The following is a 16,319-nucleotide window of genomic DNA, read 5'->3' as shown; positions in this document are numbered from 1 at the left end:
ATCCCGATGGCCCGTGGCAGGCACGCTGAAAAACCCACCCATATTCCGGCCAAGGGCTGGAAGGATATCGCCTTTCGCGTCAAGGACGAGATGGCCAGCGATCATGTCGGGCTGATTGCCGCGGGCATCGCCTTTTACGTGCTGCTCGCCCTCTTTCCGGCGCTGACGGCGCTTCTTGCCATCGGCGGGCTGCTGGTGGAGCCGGGCCAGATCGTCGAGGAATTGCAGACCCTGACCGACATCATGCCGCGCGAGGTGGCATCAATCATCATGTCGCAGGCCGAAAAGGTCGCAGGCTCGCGCCAGGGCGGTCTGGGGCTGGCCGCGGTGCTGGGTATCATGCTGGCGATATATGCGGCGTCCAAGGGCGTGGCCGCTTTGATCGAGGGTCTGAATGTTGCCTATGACGAGGAAGAGACGCGCGGCTTCATCTGGCTGAAGGTGATCACGCTTGGCCTCACGCTGGCGCTGATCCTCGGCGCGGTTCTGGCGATGGTGCTGTTGATGGCGGTGCCCGTGGCGCTGTCCTTCGTGTCGCTTGGACAAGGGGCGGAGTTTGCCATCACCGCCGCCAGTTGGCTGCTCATGCTGGTTCTGCTCATGGCCGCGCTCGCGTTTCTCTACCGGTTCGGGCCGGATCGGGACCGCGCGGAATGGCGGTGGGCCTCGCCCGGATCGATCATCGCCTGCGTGCTGTGGCTGATCGCGTCGATCGGGTTCGGCATCTATGTCGCGAATTTCGGCTCCTACAACGAAAGCTTCGGCTCGCTGGGCGGCGCAATCGTTCTGCTGATGTGGCTCTGGATCTCGGCCTATATCGTGATCATGGGCGCGGAGCTGAACGCCGAGATGGAGGCGCAGACGCGCTATGACACCACTATCGGCGCGGACGAGCCGATGGGACAGCGCGGCGCGGAAAAGGCCGACAATCTGGGCGGGCGTCAGGACTGACCTGGCGCGGCCCGCGCGGCGGCGGGGGTCAGTCCGCCGCCGCCGCTGCCTTGCGGCTGCCCTCGCCCGCGCCGGACAGGAACCGCTCTTGCGGCCACCAGTCGGGATGGTTTTCCCGGATATGTGCCAGCAGCTTCTCGCGCAGCCGCATCGCCGTGGACCAGCCTGTCGAGGGATCGGGCGACATGGCGTAGAACGACATTTCCTGCCCGTGCGCCGTGTGATCTGTGACGGCCGCGAAAAGATGCTCCTCCGGTTCGATCACGCCCTCATCCTGCTTGGCCAGATCGAAAAACACCTCGCGCAGCGTGTCGATATCGGCCTTGTGATCCAGAAAGAGCGTGATCGTCTTGAGGATGCGCGCATCCGTGACCGACCAGTTCTCGAACGGTTGTGAGACGAAATACTTGACTGGCACGATGATGCGCCGCTCGTCCCAGGTGCGCAGGCGCAGGAACGTGTAGAAGATGCTTTCGACATAGGCCCAGTCATCCTCGAACAGGATGCTGTCGCCGATGCGGATGGGCTTGGCCAATGCGATCTGAAGCGAGGCCATGATATTGCCCAGCACCGCCTGCCCCGCGATCCCCAGAAGCACCGTCAGCAGGCCCGCCGAGGCCAGCAGCGACATGCCGAGCGTGTCAAAAAGGTTCAGCCGAGACAAAACGACGATGATCGCGATCCCGACCATCAGCAGCACGATGATCCGCCGCACGGCGTAGATCGAGGTATAAAGCTCGCGCTCGTCCAGGCTGCGCGTGTCGTCGATATCGCCGATCACCCGCAGGGTGATGCGGTCCAGAATGGCGTCGACGACACGCAAGGCGGTCAGGCCGATCCCCGACACCATCACGATCAGAAGGAAGGGCCGCAATATCGTGGTGGCGGGCCCGGAAAAGGACACCCCCAGCTCCAGCATGAACTGCGCCGCGATCGCCACGACGACAAGGCCCATGGGCACGCGTGAACGCTCCATCGCCTGACGCAGATAGGATTTGGGCAGGCGCGCACCGACAAAGCCAACCAGCCGCTGCGCCGCCCATCCCAGCCCGAAAAGCGCACCCAGCATCAATGGCAGCAGGATCCATTCCCAGAGCCGCAGCCCCGCCACCCTCTGGGTCAATTGGTCGGGAATGTGCCGCTCGAACCAGGCGGGGCCGAAAGCACGATAGAGCACGGGGATATTGTCCACCGTCTGCGGCGTGAAAAGCCAGACAGGATCGGCGCCCTCGGCCTTGTAGCGCCCGAGGCGGATCTCATAGGCCTGCCCGTCCACCTGCGCCAGCTTCAGCCCCAGATCGCGGCGCGCCTTGCCGGCCAGCGCACTGTTGGCGCCGCCATGTTCCTGCATCGCATCGGGCCGCGCAGACAGGCTTGCCCAGTCGATCCAGAGCTGGCGGTCGATCACGATGGCCAACTGGCGCGCCAGATCGGCGCCCGCCGCGGCGCGCTCGTCCTGGGGCAGATCGGACAGGTTGAGGAAATACGCCGCGGCGTCATGGCGCCCGGCATCCGAGACCTCGATGAAGTTGCGCACGCTTTCGCGCGGCGTGCGGCGCTGGATGTCGGTCGCATTCTGCGGTGCGCTGACAATCTCTGCAGGCGCCTCGTACCATTCGGCCGCCGCCTCCTGCGCGCCGCCCGGCCCGGCCGCCGCCACCGGCGCAAGCGCCAGCACCAGCGCCGCCAGTCTCATCCCTATGATCCGCGCGCCGGTCATGCTGCACCCCTCTCCCTTGACTGCCTGCGCCGCGGCTGTCGCCGGGCGCCCGACCCTACCCGTGCAGGCCCCATGCGCACAAGAAAAAGGCCCATCCGCAAGGGATGGGCCTGATGTCTGTCATATCGCTGTGGCGATCAACCCTCGAATTCGGGCTGTGCTTCCAGCGCCTGTTCGGTGCTGTCGATATAGATGCGGTAGTCGTCGCCGCCCTCTTCGCGCAAGATCTGCAGCTCGTCAAAGGTGACTGCAACCGGCTTTTCGCCAAGGCCGAGGAAACCGCCGACATTGATGACGATCTCGCTCACTTTGCCGTCGTCACCGACGATAAGCGATTCGATCTCGCCGACACTTTCGTCATTGGCGCCGTAGACAGTGGTGCCTTCCAGATCTTCGGATGTCATCTGGCTGACCATTTCCATGTCCGCTTCGGCATAGCCTTCGCGCTCGACGGCCGGACGTGTCAGCATCTGGCGCTGGCCTTCCTGTGCGGCCATGGTGCCATCGGCTGCGGCTTCGTCTTTCACCACCGCAGCATCATCTGTCGCTGCAGCATCATCATTGGCCACATCGTCATTGGCCACATCGGCATCCATGTCCGCATCGGCGCGCTCATAGGCAGGTGCTGCTTCCAGCGCCTCCTTGGAGGTCGAGACCACCAGGAAACGGTCGTCGCTGTCGCCTTCTTCGCGAACGACGGTGATGTCGTCCATGGACACGCTCACGTCACGCTCGCCCATGCCGAGGAAGCCCCCGACGCCCAGAATAACGGCGCTGACCTGACCATCCTTGGTGACGATGATGTCGTTGATCTCGCCGATGTCATCCCATTCCTGCTCGCCGCCATCCGCGATGGTGGCATCTGCGTCCATCTGGGTCTCGGAATTGTAGATGCGCATGCCGATCAGGTCGGAGGCATAGAAATCACCTTCCTGATAGGTCACCTGCCCGAACGAGCCTGTGTCCGACTGCGCGTGCGCGGTGCCGGTCATTGCCAATACGATTGCGGTCGTGGTCAAAAAGCGTTTCATGTTCTTCTCCTCGTTTCAAACTGCGCATTGCTGCGTCGGGATCACAACGCCGCGACCCGCATACGGTTTCGCCCCGAGGTAAAAAATATGTTTGATTTTGAACGGAACCGCGCGGCCCCGGCCTGCATGGCCCGTACAGCCCCCGCAAATGCAGGACGCGCAGGCAGCAAAGCCGCTGTCAGAGCCCGCCCTGATACTCGAAAAGCGATTGGCCGCCATCGACCACAAGCGTCTGGCCGGTGATGAACCCGGCCTCGGGCGAGGCGAGAAAAGCCGCCGCATGGCCCAGTTCCTGCGGCTGGCCAAGTCGCCCGACGGGGATATGCGCGGCCATCGCCCGCTCATACGCCTGCTCGGCGCCGGTCGCTGCATCCGCCGCCACGTTTCCCGGCAGGACCGCGTTGATCGTCGCGCCGCAAGCCGCCAGTTCCAGCGCGGCAGAGCGCAGAAATCCCAGTTGCCCCGCCTTCGATGCGCCGTAATGCGACCAGCCGGGATGCCCGCTCATCGCGCCCGTGATGGACGAGACCAGAACGGCCCGCCCGCCCGGTCTTGCCTGGAAATCGGGCAGGCAGGCCTTGACGAACATGAAGCTGCTCTTGAGGTTCACGGCCATCACCCGGTCCCATTCCTCGACGGGCATCTCCGCGATGCTGGCGGCGGGATAGATGCCCGCGTTGCAGCACAGGATATCGACCGGCCCGAACGCGTCATGCGCGGCCGCGACGCTGGCCCCGACATCGGCCCAGACCGACACGTCGCCCGCATGAAACGCCGCCCGGGCGCCCACGCAGCGCAGTTCCTCGACCAATGCCGCGCCGTCCGCATCATTGCGTCCGATCGCCATGACCGACGCGCCGCGCGCCGCGAACACCTGCGCGATGCCGCGCCCGATGCCGCGCGTCGCCCCGGTGATCAGCACGGTCTTTCCGGTGAAATCCTGGCTCATGCGCGGCGTCCCTCCTGCGGTGAAAATGATGCGAGCGCCCGGTCGATGGCCTGCACTGCCAGATCGGCATCATGGGGCGCGAACACAAGCGGCGGGCGCAGCTTGAGCGTCTGGCCGTGGCGCCCCGACGTGCCGGTGATGACGCCCTCCTGCGCGATCAGATTGCCAAGGCGCGCCATGTCCGCGCGCCCGAACGGCGCCTTGGTGCCCGCGTCCCGCACCATGTCCAGACCATGGAAAAGCCCCACGCCCTGGATATCGCCGATCACCGGATGCCGCGCCTGAAGCTCCTGCAACGCGGCCAGAAAATAGGCCCCGGTGCGTGCGCTGTTATCCATCAGCCCCTCATCCTCGATCACGTCGATCACCGCGTTTGCGACGGCTGCCGACACCGGATTGCCGCCGAACGTGTTGAAATAGACCTGATGCGCGGCCATACGCTCGGCGATATCGCGGCGCATGAACACGGCGGCAACGGGATGGCCGGCGCCCATCGGCTTGCCGCAGGTGACGATGTCGGGCGTGATGCCATAACGCTGAAAGCCCCACCATTGCGCGCCCATGCGGCAATACCCGGCCTGCACCTCGTCGCAGACGATCAACCCGCCGCGCGCACGGATCTCGGCGCACAGGCCCTGCACGTAATCCACCGGCGCCAGAAGCGGGCCGTTGGAATCCCAGGCGCAATCCAGCAAAAGGCAGCCAATCCGCTGCCCCCGTGCCTCCAGCGCATCCAGCGCGGCCACGGCGCGCGCAAGCAGGGCCTGCCCCGGCGCCGGATCGTCCCTCAGGACAGCGCCGCGATAAAGGTTTGGCGCCTCCAGCACCGCCAGCCATTCAGGCCGCTCCGCCGGCGGGTATTCGGACGGCGATGCCGCCAGCGTTAGCGCGGTATTGCCGTGATAGGCACCATCATAAACTACGACGCCCTCTGCGCCGGTAAACAGGCGCGCCATCTGCAACGCCAGATCATTCGCCTCCGATCCGGTGCAGACAAAGGCGCTGGTGTCGATGCCGTCCGGCAGGCGCGCCAGCAACCGCTCGGCCAGCGTCACGATCCCCTCGTGCAGATAGCGCGTATGCGTATTCAGCTGCGCCGCCTGCGTGCTCATCGCGGCCACGATGCGCGGATGTGCATGCCCGACTGAGGGCACATTGTTGTAGCAATCGAGATATTTGCGCCCATCCGCATCCCACAGCCAGACGCCCTCGCCGCGCACGATATGCAGCGGGCGCTCGAACATATGATAATGGAACGGGGCCAGCGCGCGCTGGCGGCGGGCCATCAGATCGCCGGTCTTCATCTAGTCCGCGCCTTTCTTCAAAATGGCATGAATCGCGGCAGTGATCCGGCCCCAGGGCAGCGCAAGAAGCCGTTCCAACCGCTCCATCAGGCGCGCGCGCATCTGCGTGTTCTCGTCGCTTTGCAGGGCCGGATCGGCCAGCTTGATGTCGTAAAGGATGACCGACAGCACCTGCCGCGCGATCATCACATCCTCGATCAGGTCAATTTCGGCGCCGCTCAAGGGATACGCCGCATGATAGCCCGACACCGCCGCCGCCGCCATGCCCGGCGCATCCTGCGCGCCCTCGGCAAAGCCAAGGGCCAGCGTCGCCACATCGCATACCACCGGCGCGCGCCACATATCGCCGAAATCGATCAGCCCGGTGATCCGGTCCGCATCCGGCGCGGGGCGCAAAAGGTTCTCCAGATGCGCATCATTATAGACGACATGCGTCCGCTGGCGGCGCAGCACCGGCATGAGGGCGGCGAAACGGGGCCGCATGTGCGCCTCCAGCGCGCGGATGTCGCCGCCGCCCATGGCCCAGAACTGCGCGTCGCCCAGCAGCCCGTTCGCCACGTCCCACGCGATCACCTCTGCGCCAAAATCATGGGACAGCGCGCCGAGCGTTCGCGTCACCGCGCCGACAAGCTGCCCCGCCGCGGCGGCAAGGGCGGGCGTCGGCGCCTCCCCCAACTCGACTGGCTGGCCCTCCAGATAATCGAGGACGCGAAAATCGCAGGGGCCGTTCTCGGGATCCTGCAGCGTGTGAATCGCCGCGCCGGACCTTGTCCGGTGAACGCGCGGCAGGGGCAGGTCCGGCAGGCTCTGCGCCAGATAGCCCAGCGCGCGTGTCTGAAAGGCGATGGCGCCCGGCGCATCGGCGCGGCGGAAAATCTTGACGACATGACGCTTGCCAGCCGGTCCGCCGCCGAGCAGAAGGTTCTGCTCGCGCTCGCCCGCGAGAGGGGCCAGATCCCCCTCAAGGCCATACTGCTCGGCCAGCACCGCGCGGATGCGCCCAAGGGCGATCTGCGGCGGGGCGAACTGGCCCTGAATGTCATCGGCTCGCATCGCGGCGCATCCCTGATCAATACCGGCGGAGACCCGGATACTGAACCGGCGGCGCGGCGATGGCAAACAGGTTGCCCGGCGCACAGGCCCGCCATCCTTCGCCCGGGCGGCCCTATGCCTGACGCGCGTCGCCCCGTTGACACCGCCGCCCGGCGGCCTACTAGTAATCCCGACGCCCGGAGGGACCCCATGACCAACAGGACACTTCTGCTGACCGGCGCAAGCCGGGGCATCGGACACGCGACGGTGAAATCGTTTCAGGCGGCCGGCTGGCGCGTGCTGACCGTATCGCGCACCGCATTCGACAGCCGCTGCCCCTGGCACGCCGGCGACACCGATCATTTTCAGGGCGATCTGGCCGATCCCGCCGCCCGCGGTGATCTGGTGGCACGGGTGCGCAAGGCGCTGGGCGGCACGGGCCTTGGCGCCATCGTCAACAATGCGGGCATCTCGCCCAAGGGCGAGCGCGGCACGCGGATGGGCATCGCCGCCACCGCCGACGAGGTCTGGCACCAGGTGCTGAACGTCAACCTGATCGGCCCCGCCGCGCTGATGCGCGATCTGATGCCCGAGCTTCAGCAGGCCCAGGGCTGCGTCGTCAATGTCGGCTCGATCGTCGGCAGCCGCGTGCATCCTTTCGCGGGGGCGGCCTATGCCTGCTCCAAGGCCGCGCTGGCCGCCCTGACGCGCGAGGCGGCGGCGGAGTTCGGGCCGCGCGGCATCCGCACCAACATGGTCACCCCCGGCGAGATCGAGACCGAGATCCTGTCGCCCGGCACCGAGGAAATCACCCGCACCATCCCCCTGCGCCGCCTCGGCCAGTCCGAGGAAGTCGCGCGCGTAGTGCTCTTTCTGTGCTCGCCCGAGGCATCCTATGTCAACGGCGCCTCGATTGACGTGAATGGCGGCCAGCACGTCTGACGGCGGGCGCCGCGTCACTTCTTGCCCGAGGGCCTGCTCAGCACATAGATGGCCGCGCCGGACATGAAGAGCGCCTGAATCCCGATCAGCCGCCATGCCAGACCGCCCAGCACTGAACCCAAAAGCACCAGCACCATCGCGCCGCAGGCCATCATCTTGTAGCGCGGCGCGATGACGCCATGCGCCTCCCAATCGTCGATGATCGGCCCGAAGACGCGGCTTGCGGCCAGACGCGCGCGCAGGCGCGGCGCGCTGCGGGCAAAGGCGAAGGCTGCCAGCAGGATGAAAGGCGTGGTCGGCAAAAGCGGCAGGATCACACCGATGGCGCCCAGCGCCAGCGATATCGCGCCCACGCAAATCCAGAGCGCGCGCAAAACCGGCCCGCCCGCCGGGATCGGCGCTTCGGCAGGCGCGCCGACATGCTCGGCGCCCGCCGGATCGCCGTCCGCTTCGCCCGGAGTGGGTGGTTCAGGATGCATCGCGCCTCGCGCCTGTTTGGCTGCCCGAACGCTCGATATAGGGCGCAGCGCCGCGACTTCGAGACATTCGGTGGATCCGGAACCTCATAGCGCCGCCGCCGCCGTGTGACCATCCCCCACGCCGCAGCCGCGGACAGGGCCAATTGCCGCGCCACTGCCTTTTTCTTGGGTCAAATACCCAAATTCCGGCACGCGCCACAAGCGCAGATGCCTGCCGCTGTCACGCGGATTTCAGCGCAGGCACCGGCCCATGCCCTGCCGCCCAATGCCGCGCGGCGATGCCGAACGCCTCGAACAGCGGGCGCGACACCGGATCGTGGGCCGCGTTCCACTCAGGATGCCACTGCACCGCCAGCGCAAAGCCGGGGGCGCCACTGACATGGATCGCCTCGGCGGTGCCGTCCGGGGCATGCCCTTCGATAACGATCCGCGCGCCGGGCGTCTTGATACCCTGCCCGTGCAGCGTGTTGGTCATCACCTGACGCGTGCCCATCAGGCGGTGAAATACCCCGCCCTCGTCGAAGGTCACCGCGTGGCGCAAAGCAAACTGTTCCTCCAGCGTGCCATCGGGCGGCATGCGGTGATTGTCGCGCCCCGGCAGATCGCGGATTTCGGGATAGAGCGTGCCGCCCATGGCGACGTTGATTTCCTGAAATCCCCGGCACAATCCCAGAATGGGCTGGCCCGCCTCGACGCAGGCCCGCACCAGTGGCAGTGTGATCGCATCGCGCGCCGGGTCAAAGGCGCCATGCGCCTCGGTCGGCAGCTCGCCATATGTATCGGGATGCACATTCGCCCTGCCGCCGGTCAGGATGAAGCCGTCGCAGACCTCCATCAATTCCTCGACGCTGACCAGAGCCGGATCGGCGGCGATGACGTAAGGCATGCCGCCCGCGACATGCGCCGCGGCATCCAGGTTCATGCGCCCCACCGCATGAACCGGATACCGGTCTTCGATCACGTATTGATTGCCGATGATACCAAGAATGGGTCGTCGCATAGAGGCCCGCGTTTTCTGAATGAACCACCCATCATCTTGACGCGGCAGAGCGATATTTCAACCCCTCATTGCCGTGCGCCGCTCACCCCTCTGCCCGCCTTTACGCGGTTGCGGCGGCACCGCTCGCTGCAATGGCGGACGTCCTTCCAGACATCCGCCCACTTGCGGCGCCACGTGAACGGGCGCCCGCATGTCATGCAGGTCTTTGTCGGCAGATCGGCCTTGGACCGATGCGTCACCACGGCACCGACGTGGTTACTCGGCGTCCGTCTGCGCAGGCGCCGCGTCCTCTGCGGGCGCGCTTTCGGTTGCCGACTCTGCGTCATCCGTCACTTCGGCGTCATCCGTCACCTGAGTGCTAATGCCGTCTTCCACGCCGCCGCTCTCGTCGGGTGCGTTGCCTGCGTAGCTCAGCCACGCGACCAACACGAACAGCAGCACGATCGCAAAGACGACAACGGCGATCATCCCGGCGATCGGCGTCTTGTGGGCGGCTTTCTTCGCTTCGGTATTGGTATCGGGTGCAGACATGGGGAACTCCTCCGTTTCTGGGGCCGCGCGCGGGCGGACGCGCGGCAGAAGGGCATTGAAGGCCCTTGCGTATGTCCCTAACTCTTGGCGCAGCCCAGAGGTTCCGACCCGAAAAGGATGCATCATGCAAGACGCCGCCCCGCAGACCGTTCATCTGTCCGACTATACGCCGCCGAACTGGCTGGTGCGGGACGTGCACCTGACCTTTCGCCTTGATCCGACGCGCACGCGTGTGCTCAGCCGCATCACCTTCGCGCCCAATCCGGACGCGGCGGCGCGCGATTTCGCGCTGGACGGCGAGAACATGACGCTGATTTCCGCCCGTATCGACGGCACGCCGGTCAAGCCCGATGTCACGCCGCACGGCCTGACCTGCGCCGTGTCGGACGGTGCCTTCGTCTGGGAGGCGGAGGTCGAGATCAACCCCTCGGCCAACACGGCGCTGGAGGGGCTCTATATGTCCAGCGGCATGTATTGCACCCAATGCGAGGCCGAGGGTTTCCGCAAGATCACCTATTACCCGGACCGCCCCGACGTGATGGCCGTGTTCGACGTGCGCATCGAGGGCGGCGAGCCGGTGATGCTGTCCAACGGCAACCCGGTGGCGGCCGGTGACGGCTTTGCCGAATGGCATGACCCGTGGCCGAAACCGGCCTATCTCTTTGCGCTGGTCGCCGGGCGGCTGGTCAATCATCCGGGCAGCTTCACCACCATGTCGGGCCGCGAGGTCGAGCTGAACATCTGGGTGCGCCCCGGCGACGAGGGCAAATGCGCCTTCGGCATGCAGGCGCTGAAGGATTCGATGCGCTGGGACGAAGAGGTATATGGCCGCGAATACGATCTGGACCTGTTCAACATCGTCGCGGTCGATGATTTCAACATGGGCGCGATGGAAAACAAGGGGCTGAACATCTTCAACTCCTCCGCGGTTCTGGCCAGCCCCGAAACCTCGACCGACGCCAATTTCGAGCGGATCGAGGCGATCATCGCGCATGAGTATTTCCACAACTGGACCGGCAACCGCATCACCTGCCGCGACTGGTTCCAGCTGTGCCTGAAAGAGGGGCTGACCGTCTTCCGCGACGCCGAGTTCACCGCCGACATGCGCAGCGCGCCGGTCAAGCGGATCGAGGACGTGATCGCCCTGCGCGCGCGCCAGTTCCGCGAGGATAACGGGCCGCTCGCGCATCCCGTGCGGCCCGAATCCTTTGTCGAGATCAACAATTTCTATACCGCAACAGTCTATGAGAAAGGCGCCGAGGTTATCGGCATGCTCAAGACGCTGGTCGGCGACGAGGCATGGGCCAAGGCGCTGACGCTTTATTTCAAGCGCCATGACGGGCAAGCCTGCACCATCGAGGACTGGCTCAAGGTGTTCGAGGATGTCACCGGCCGCGATCTGGCGCAGTTCAAGCGGTGGTATACCGATGCCGGAACCCCGCGCCTGTCGGTGACGGATGACTTCAGGGACGGCACCTATACCCTTCATTTCAAACAGCAAACCCCGCCGACACCGGGGCAGGACGACAAGCCGCCGCGCGTGATTCCGATCAAGGTGGGCCTCTTGGGCCAGAATGGCGGCGAGGTGCAAAAGACGGTGACGCTGGAGATGACCGAGGCCGAGCAGAGCTTTGACTTCGCCGGATTGGCGGCGCACCCCATTCCGTCGATCCTGCGCGAATTCTCGGCGCCCGTGATCCTGGAGCGCGCCACCAATGATGCCGAACGCGCGTTCCTGCTGGCCCATGACACCGATCCGTTCAACAAATGGGAATCCGGTCGCGCGCTGGCGCGGTCGGGCCTTCTGGCGATGATCGAGGGCGGCACCGCGCCCGATCCGGCCTATCTGGAGGCGGTGCAGACGATGGCACGCGATGCGGATCTGGATCCGGCGTTTCGTGCGCTGGCGCTGGGCCTGCCCAGTCAGGACGATCTGGCGCAGGCGGTTGCCGATGGCGGCGGCACGCCCGACCCGCAGGCGATCTATGACGCGCTGGAGACGCTGAAGGATGCGCGCGCCGAAGCGATGGAGGACACCGCGCGGCAGCTATATGCGCAGTATCAGGTGGATGCGCCCTATCGCCCAGATGCCGGGCAGTCCGGCGCGCGGGCGCTGGCCAATGCCGCGCTGGCGATGATCTCGCGCCGCGATGGCGGCGCGGCGGCGCAGGCGCAGTATGACGCGGCGGGCAACATGACCCAGCAGCTTGGCGCGCTGGGGTGCCTTGTGCAGGCGGGGGCGGGCGATCTGGCCCTTGGCCTTTTCTACGACCAGTGGCAGGACGACCGGCTGGTGATCGACAAATGGTTCGGCCTGCAGGTCAGCCTTGCCGCACCCCAGGACACCGCCGATGTGGCCGCGCGGCTGACGCAGCACCCTGATTTCACGATGAAAAACCCCAACCGCTTTCGCGCCGTTCTGGGCGCGCTGGCCGGATCGCCCGCCGGATTTCATCATGCCTCCGGCAAGGGATACGCCCTGCTGGCCGATTGGCTGATCAAGCTGGATCCGCTGAACCCGCAGACGACCGCGCGCATGTGCTCGGCCTTCGAGACATGGCGGCGCTATGATGCGGAGCGGCAGGCGCTTATCCGTGCGCAGCTCGAGCGCATCGCAAGCCAGCCGGGGCTGAGCCGCGACACTGCCGAGATGGTGGGGCGCATCCTCAAGACCTGACGCGCCGGCTCAGCGCGCCGCCCTGCCCGCGCGGCGCGCGTCGATCGAGACCGGGCGCGGCTGCGGGCGCAGCGAGCGGGTGAGCGAGCAGTAGTTCTGCCCGCGCAGCCATCTGGCCATCTCGGCGCGCTTGCCCTCGTCGCGCAGCGGCCCCCAATCGGCCGCCACGCCGCGCCAGCGGCCGTCATTCAGCGCAATCGCGCGGTCACGCGTCACGGTCCGCGCCATGATCCGGATCGCACAGCTCAGATTGTCGCCCCCGTCGGTCAGCGCGCTGCCGGACCGCGCCTTGCAGCCATAGCTGCGCGCGGTGCCCGGCAGGATCTGAAGCAGCCCGAACCACAGCCCTCCGCCACCCACGGCGCGGGCGCGATAGGTGCTTTCATACTTGGCCAGCGCCGACAGGAACCCCACCCAGAACGCCCGCCGCCGCGCCGCATCCGCCGACACGTAGCCGGGGCACCACGCGGCGATATCCCGCGGCGTTGAGTTCACAAGCGGCGCGCCATGCCGGGCCAGCGCATCGAGCGCCTCGCGCGTCCATTCGGCGCCCGACGGGCGATGATCCCAGCGCGCGTCCGGCACCGGCACACTGCCCGCGGGCGGGCGCGTCGTTTGCAGGGTTTCGGCCGCGGCGCCGGGCGGATTGGGCATGCCCAGCGCGGCGATCAGCAAACATGTCGGCAGCCATTTCATAGCGTATGATCGCCGAAAACCGGGGGGCTGGCAATCCCGCCGCCCGGCGAAGATTGGCGCCCGCATCGGCGGGACCTTGCCGACATTAACGATTGTCCACCGCTTCTCCGCAGCCGTGACATGATTTGGCCCGATTGCCTGTCCAGATCTAGGATGTCCCGATCTCCAAGAAGGCTCCTGTCCCCCGTGTCACATCTTTTCTCCCGCTTCAGCACCCGCCTGCGCCGCCTGCCCCGCCGCCACGCCCCGGTCGCGGCGCCCAAGCCCGATCTTGAAACGCTCAGCCGCCGCATCATCCTGCCCTCGATGCCGGTCACGGACGAGGAAATGGCGCGCGCCTCCTATCAGGATTGCGGATTGAAACTCGCCCGCCAGGAGATGTGGGAAGAGCTGGGCCGCCGCATCCGCGAGGCCGACAGCACCCGCGCCGCGACACCCGGGGGCGAATCGGGCGCCTTGCTGCTGGCCTTCGGCGCGCGCAGCGACGTGGTAGCGGCGGCCGAGGATGCGCTGCATGACGGCGCGGCGCCCGCGCCCGACGGCATCGATGCGCTTGAGGCGGTCGGCGCGGAATTCGCGGGCGACTATGCCATCGCGCTGGTCGTGGCGCTGGCGCATGTGGATCTGGCCTGGGCTTGGCGGGGGGCGCCGCCGCGCGGCGACGCGGCCGCCGCGGTGGCGCAGGCCGCGCGCCATCTTGCGCGCGCGGCCGACATCCTCGATCCGCATTGCGGCTTTGCCGAGAACGCGCCCTCGCTGGCGGCTGCGCAATGCGCGCTGATGGTCGGCGCGCAGGACCGGCAGGAAGCGTCCATCGCCGATCATTTCGAGGATCTGATCGATCTGGATCCGGCCAGCCCGCGCCACATGCGCGCGCTGGGCGTGGCCCTTCTGCCCGAGCGGCAAGGCAGCTATCGCCTGCTGGAGCTGGAGGCGCGCCGGACCGCCGCGCGCACGGGCGACATATGGGGCGCGGGCGCCTATCCGTGGGTCTATCTCGACGCTCTGGCGCTGGATCACGGTGCGCTGGCGATGGTGGATACGGCGTTTTTCATCGACGGGCTGCGCGACATCCTGCGCCGAAGCCCCGACCAGCACACTGCCAACCTGCTGGCCGCGTTCTGCGCCGTCACGCTGCGCGGCGATCCGGCCGAGCCCGAGGCGGCGCGCATGGCGCGCGCGCGCCTTCAGGGGTGCCTTGACTGGATCCTGCGCGATCACCTGCACGAGCTGCATCCGCTGATCTGGACCCAGGCGCTGCGCCGGCCCGGCGCGTCCCCGCTGCCCTCGCGGCGCGCGCTGATCAGCGAGGGCCGGCAAACCGCCCTGCGCGCCATCGCCGCGCAATTTGCCGACGATATCGCCGGGGGCGACTCCATCGCCTTCTCGCCCGCGGGAATGTACCGGTTGCCGTCGATCTGAGCCGCCTGCGCCTCTTGCCCCAGCGGGCGCGCTGCCCTAGAACGCGTGGCATCTGAGCCAAAGGACGCCTGCCATGCTGGACCTGACATATGAGCCGCCAAAACCCCGCGTGATCGTCGGCGCCAGGCACGACTGGGAACTGGTCATCGGCATGGAGGTGCACGCGCAGGTGGCCTCGAACGCCAAGCTCTTCTCGGGCGCCTCGACGCGCTTCGGCGCCGAGCCGAATTCGAACGTCTCGTTCATCGACGCGGCCATGCCCGGCATGCTGCCCGTCATCAACGAGTTCTGCATCGAACAGGCGGTGCGCACGGGGCTGGGCCTGAAGGCGCAGATCAACCTGAAATCGGCCTTCGACCGCAAGAATTACTTCTACCCCGACCTGCCGCAGGGCTACCAGATCAGCCAGCTCTATCATCCCATCGTCGGCGAGGGCGAGATCCTCGTGGACATGGAGCCGGGCATCGCGCGGCTCGTGCGGATCGAGCGCATTCACATGGAGCAGGACGCGGGCAAGTCGATCCACGACATGGACCCCAACATGTCCTTTGTTGACCTGAACCGCACCGGCGTCTGCCTGATGGAGATCGTCAGCCGCCCCGACATTCGCGGCCCCGAGGAGGCGGCGGCCTATGTGCTGAAGATGCGCCAGATCCTGCGCTACCTGGGCACCTGCGACGGCAACATGCAGAACGGCAACCTGCGCGCGGACGTGAATGTCAGCATCTGCCGCCCCGGCCAGTATGAGAAATATCAGGAAACGCAGGATTTCAGCCACTTGGGCACCCGCTGCGAGATCAAGAACATGAACTCCATGCGCTTCATCCAGGCCGCGATCGAGGTCGAGGCGCGCCGCCAGATCGCCATGGTCGAGGGCGGCGGCGAGGTGGTACAGGAAACCCGCCTTTACGATCCCGACAAGAACGAAACACGGTCCATGCGCTCCAAGGAAGAAGCGCATGATTACCGCTACTTTCCCGACCCCGACCTCTTGCCGCTTGAGATCGAGCAGGCGTGGGTGGACCAGATCGCGGCGACCCTGCCCGAGTTGCCGGACGCCAAGAAGGCGCGCTTCGTGCTGGATTTCGGCCTGTCGGAATATGACGCCTCGGTGCTGACCGCCGAGGTCGCCAATGCCGCCTATTTCGAGGAGGCCGCCCGCGGCCGCGACGGCAAGCTGGTGGCGAACTGGGTCATCAACGAGCTGTTCGGCCGTCTGAAAAAGGAAGGCGCCGACATCACGACCAGCCCCGTCAGCCCCGCGCAGCTGGGCGGCATCGTGGATCTGATCGCCTCGGACGCCATTTCCGGCAAGATCGCAAAGGATCTGTTCGAGATCGTCTATTCCGAAGGCGGCGATCCGGAGAAAATCGTCGAAGAGCGCGGCATGAAGCAGGTGACGGATACCGGCGCCATCGAAGCGGCGGTTGACCAGATCATCGCGGACAACCCCGCGCAGGTGGAAAAGGCCAAGGCCAACCCGAAACTGGCGGGCTGGTTCGTCGGCCAGACCATGAAGGCCACCGGCGGCAAGGCCAATCCCAAGGCGGTCAACGAAATCGTCAGCGCCAAGCTGGGCCTGTGA

Annotated in this window: 15 protein-coding genes; 5 read left to right on the top strand and 10 right to left on the bottom strand. The window is 66.4% G+C overall.

Annotated features, from left to right (window positions below; genetic code table 11):
• Positions 1–6: 6 nt before the first annotated feature.
• Positions 7–951, top strand: coding sequence for a YihY/virulence factor BrkB family protein (locus DC366_RS06225; RefSeq protein ID WP_108691304.1), 945 nt, complete (start codon positions 7–9; stop codon positions 949–951).
• A 28-nt stretch (positions 952–979) separates the two neighbouring features.
• Here DC366_RS06225 and DC366_RS06220 read toward each other — a convergent pair whose 3' ends face one another.
• The 5 genes from DC366_RS06220 to DC366_RS06200 all read right to left on the bottom strand — a co-directional run bounded on the left by DC366_RS06220 (position 980) and on the right by DC366_RS06200 (position 7,008).
• The gene (locus tag DC366_RS06220) at positions 980–2,671 is read right to left on the bottom strand and encodes a mechanosensitive ion channel family protein (protein WP_133176176.1); all 1,692 of its coding nucleotides are present in this window, start codon (positions 2,669–2,671) and stop codon (positions 980–982) included.
• A gap of 137 nt (positions 2,672–2,808) precedes the next feature.
• Entirely contained in the window at positions 2,809–3,702 is an 894-nt protein-coding gene (locus DC366_RS06215; protein ID WP_108691302.1) for a PRC-barrel domain-containing protein, read from the bottom strand.
• A 178-nt stretch (positions 3,703–3,880) separates the two neighbouring features.
• Entirely contained in the window at positions 3,881–4,651 is a 771-nt protein-coding gene (locus DC366_RS06210; RefSeq protein WP_108691301.1) for an SDR family NAD(P)-dependent oxidoreductase, read from the bottom strand.
• Entirely contained in the window at positions 4,648–5,955 is a 1,308-nt protein-coding gene (locus tag DC366_RS06205; RefSeq protein WP_108691300.1) for an aspartate aminotransferase family protein, read from the bottom strand. The genes DC366_RS06210 and DC366_RS06205 overlap by 4 nt, the downstream gene beginning before the upstream one ends.
• A complete protein-coding gene (locus DC366_RS06200) occupies positions 5,956–7,008 on the bottom strand; it encodes a phosphotransferase (protein WP_108691299.1) in 1,053 nt (350 codons plus the stop codon). It lies immediately after the preceding gene.
• 189 nt (positions 7,009–7,197) lie between these two features.
• Here DC366_RS06200 and DC366_RS06195 point away from each other — a divergent pair, with 189 nt between their 5' ends.
• Positions 7,198–7,929 (top strand): SDR family NAD(P)-dependent oxidoreductase, encoded by a 732-nt coding sequence (locus DC366_RS06195; RefSeq protein WP_108691298.1) that lies wholly within the window; start codon positions 7,198–7,200, stop codon positions 7,927–7,929.
• Between the two features lie 14 nt (positions 7,930–7,943).
• Here DC366_RS06195 and DC366_RS06190 read toward each other — a convergent pair whose 3' ends face one another.
• The 4 genes from DC366_RS06190 to DC366_RS06175 form a co-directional block, all read right to left on the bottom strand.
• A complete protein-coding gene (locus tag DC366_RS06190) occupies positions 7,944–8,408 on the bottom strand; it encodes a YbaN family protein (protein WP_165802855.1) in 465 nt (154 codons plus the stop codon).
• Between the two features lie 220 nt (positions 8,409–8,628).
• On the bottom strand, positions 8,629–9,408 hold the full coding sequence (locus DC366_RS06185; RefSeq protein ID WP_108691297.1) for a gamma-glutamyl-gamma-aminobutyrate hydrolase family protein: 780 nt from the start codon (positions 9,406–9,408) through the stop codon (positions 8,629–8,631).
• Positions 9,409–9,473: 65 nt separating this feature from the next.
• Positions 9,474–9,734 (bottom strand): DUF2256 domain-containing protein, encoded by a 261-nt coding sequence (locus DC366_RS20450; protein ID WP_207768665.1) that lies wholly within the window; start codon positions 9,732–9,734, stop codon positions 9,474–9,476.
• Entirely contained in the window at positions 9,664–9,939 is a 276-nt protein-coding gene (locus DC366_RS06175) for a hypothetical protein (protein ID WP_108691295.1), read from the bottom strand. Before DC366_RS06175 ends, DC366_RS20450 begins: the two co-directional genes overlap by 71 nt.
• Before the next feature lie 124 nt (positions 9,940–10,063).
• Here DC366_RS06175 and pepN point away from each other — a divergent pair, with 124 nt between their 5' ends.
• On the top strand, positions 10,064–12,616 hold the full coding sequence (pepN, locus tag DC366_RS06170) for an aminopeptidase N (protein WP_108691294.1): 2,553 nt from the start codon (positions 10,064–10,066) through the stop codon (positions 12,614–12,616).
• 9 nt (positions 12,617–12,625) lie between these two features.
• Here the strand turns inward: pepN and DC366_RS06165 are convergent, their stop codons facing one another.
• Entirely contained in the window at positions 12,626–13,312 is a 687-nt protein-coding gene (locus DC366_RS06165) for a transglycosylase SLT domain-containing protein (protein ID WP_108691293.1), read from the bottom strand.
• A gap of 186 nt (positions 13,313–13,498) precedes the next feature.
• Between DC366_RS06165 and DC366_RS06160 the strand changes: the two genes are divergently transcribed.
• Together DC366_RS06160 and gatB are read left to right on the top strand one after the other, a co-directional pair.
• A complete protein-coding gene (locus tag DC366_RS06160; RefSeq protein ID WP_108691292.1) occupies positions 13,499–14,734 on the top strand; it encodes a hypothetical protein in 1,236 nt (411 codons plus the stop codon).
• A 73-nt stretch (positions 14,735–14,807) separates the two neighbouring features.
• On the top strand, positions 14,808–16,319 hold the full coding sequence (gene gatB, locus DC366_RS06155; RefSeq protein ID WP_108691291.1) for an Asp-tRNA(Asn)/Glu-tRNA(Gln) amidotransferase subunit GatB: 1,512 nt from the start codon (positions 14,808–14,810) through the stop codon (positions 16,317–16,319).

The sequence above is a fragment of the Pelagivirga sediminicola genome (genome assembly GCF_003072125.1).
Taxonomy (GTDB): domain Bacteria; phylum Pseudomonadota; class Alphaproteobacteria; order Rhodobacterales; family Rhodobacteraceae; genus Roseovarius; species Roseovarius sediminicola.
Note: the sequence above shows the minus strand (reverse complement) of the source record. Positions and strands in the feature narration are given on the sequence as shown.

Excerpts from the sequence above, each read along its gene's own strand:
- pepN (WP_108691294.1), top strand. The coding sequence starts at position 10,064 with ATGCAAGACGCCGCCCCGCAGACCGTTCATCTGTCCGACTATACGCCG.
- gatB (WP_108691291.1), top strand. The coding sequence starts at position 14,808 with ATGCTGGACCTGACATATGAGCCGCCAAAACCCCGCGTGATCGTCGGC.
- DC366_RS06220 (WP_133176176.1), bottom strand. The coding sequence starts at position 2,671 with ATGACCGGCGCGCGGATCATAGGGATGAGACTGGCGGCGCTGGTGCTG.
- DC366_RS06215 (WP_108691302.1), bottom strand. The coding sequence starts at position 3,702 with ATGAAACGCTTTTTGACCACGACCGCAATCGTATTGGCAATGACCGGC.
- DC366_RS06195 (WP_108691298.1), top strand. The coding sequence starts at position 7,198 with ATGACCAACAGGACACTTCTGCTGACCGGCGCAAGCCGGGGCATCGGA.
- DC366_RS06210 (WP_108691301.1), bottom strand. The coding sequence starts at position 4,651 with ATGAGCCAGGATTTCACCGGAAAGACCGTGCTGATCACCGGGGCGACG.
- DC366_RS20450 (WP_207768665.1), bottom strand. The coding sequence starts at position 9,734 with ATGACGCAGAGTCGGCAACCGAAAGCGCGCCCGCAGAGGACGCGGCGC.
- DC366_RS06205 (WP_108691300.1), bottom strand. The coding sequence starts at position 5,955 with ATGAAGACCGGCGATCTGATGGCCCGCCGCCAGCGCGCGCTGGCCCCG.
- DC366_RS06185 (WP_108691297.1), bottom strand. The coding sequence starts at position 9,408 with ATGCGACGACCCATTCTTGGTATCATCGGCAATCAATACGTGATCGAA.
- DC366_RS06190 (WP_165802855.1), bottom strand. The coding sequence starts at position 8,408 with ATGCATCCTGAACCACCCACTCCGGGCGAAGCGGACGGCGATCCGGCG.
- DC366_RS06165 (WP_108691293.1), bottom strand. The coding sequence starts at position 13,312 with ATGAAATGGCTGCCGACATGTTTGCTGATCGCCGCGCTGGGCATGCCC.
- DC366_RS06225 (WP_108691304.1), top strand. The coding sequence starts at position 7 with ATGGCCCGTGGCAGGCACGCTGAAAAACCCACCCATATTCCGGCCAAG.
- DC366_RS06200 (WP_108691299.1), bottom strand. The coding sequence starts at position 7,008 with ATGCGAGCCGATGACATTCAGGGCCAGTTCGCCCCGCCGCAGATCGCC.
- DC366_RS06175 (WP_108691295.1), bottom strand. The coding sequence starts at position 9,939 with ATGTCTGCACCCGATACCAATACCGAAGCGAAGAAAGCCGCCCACAAG.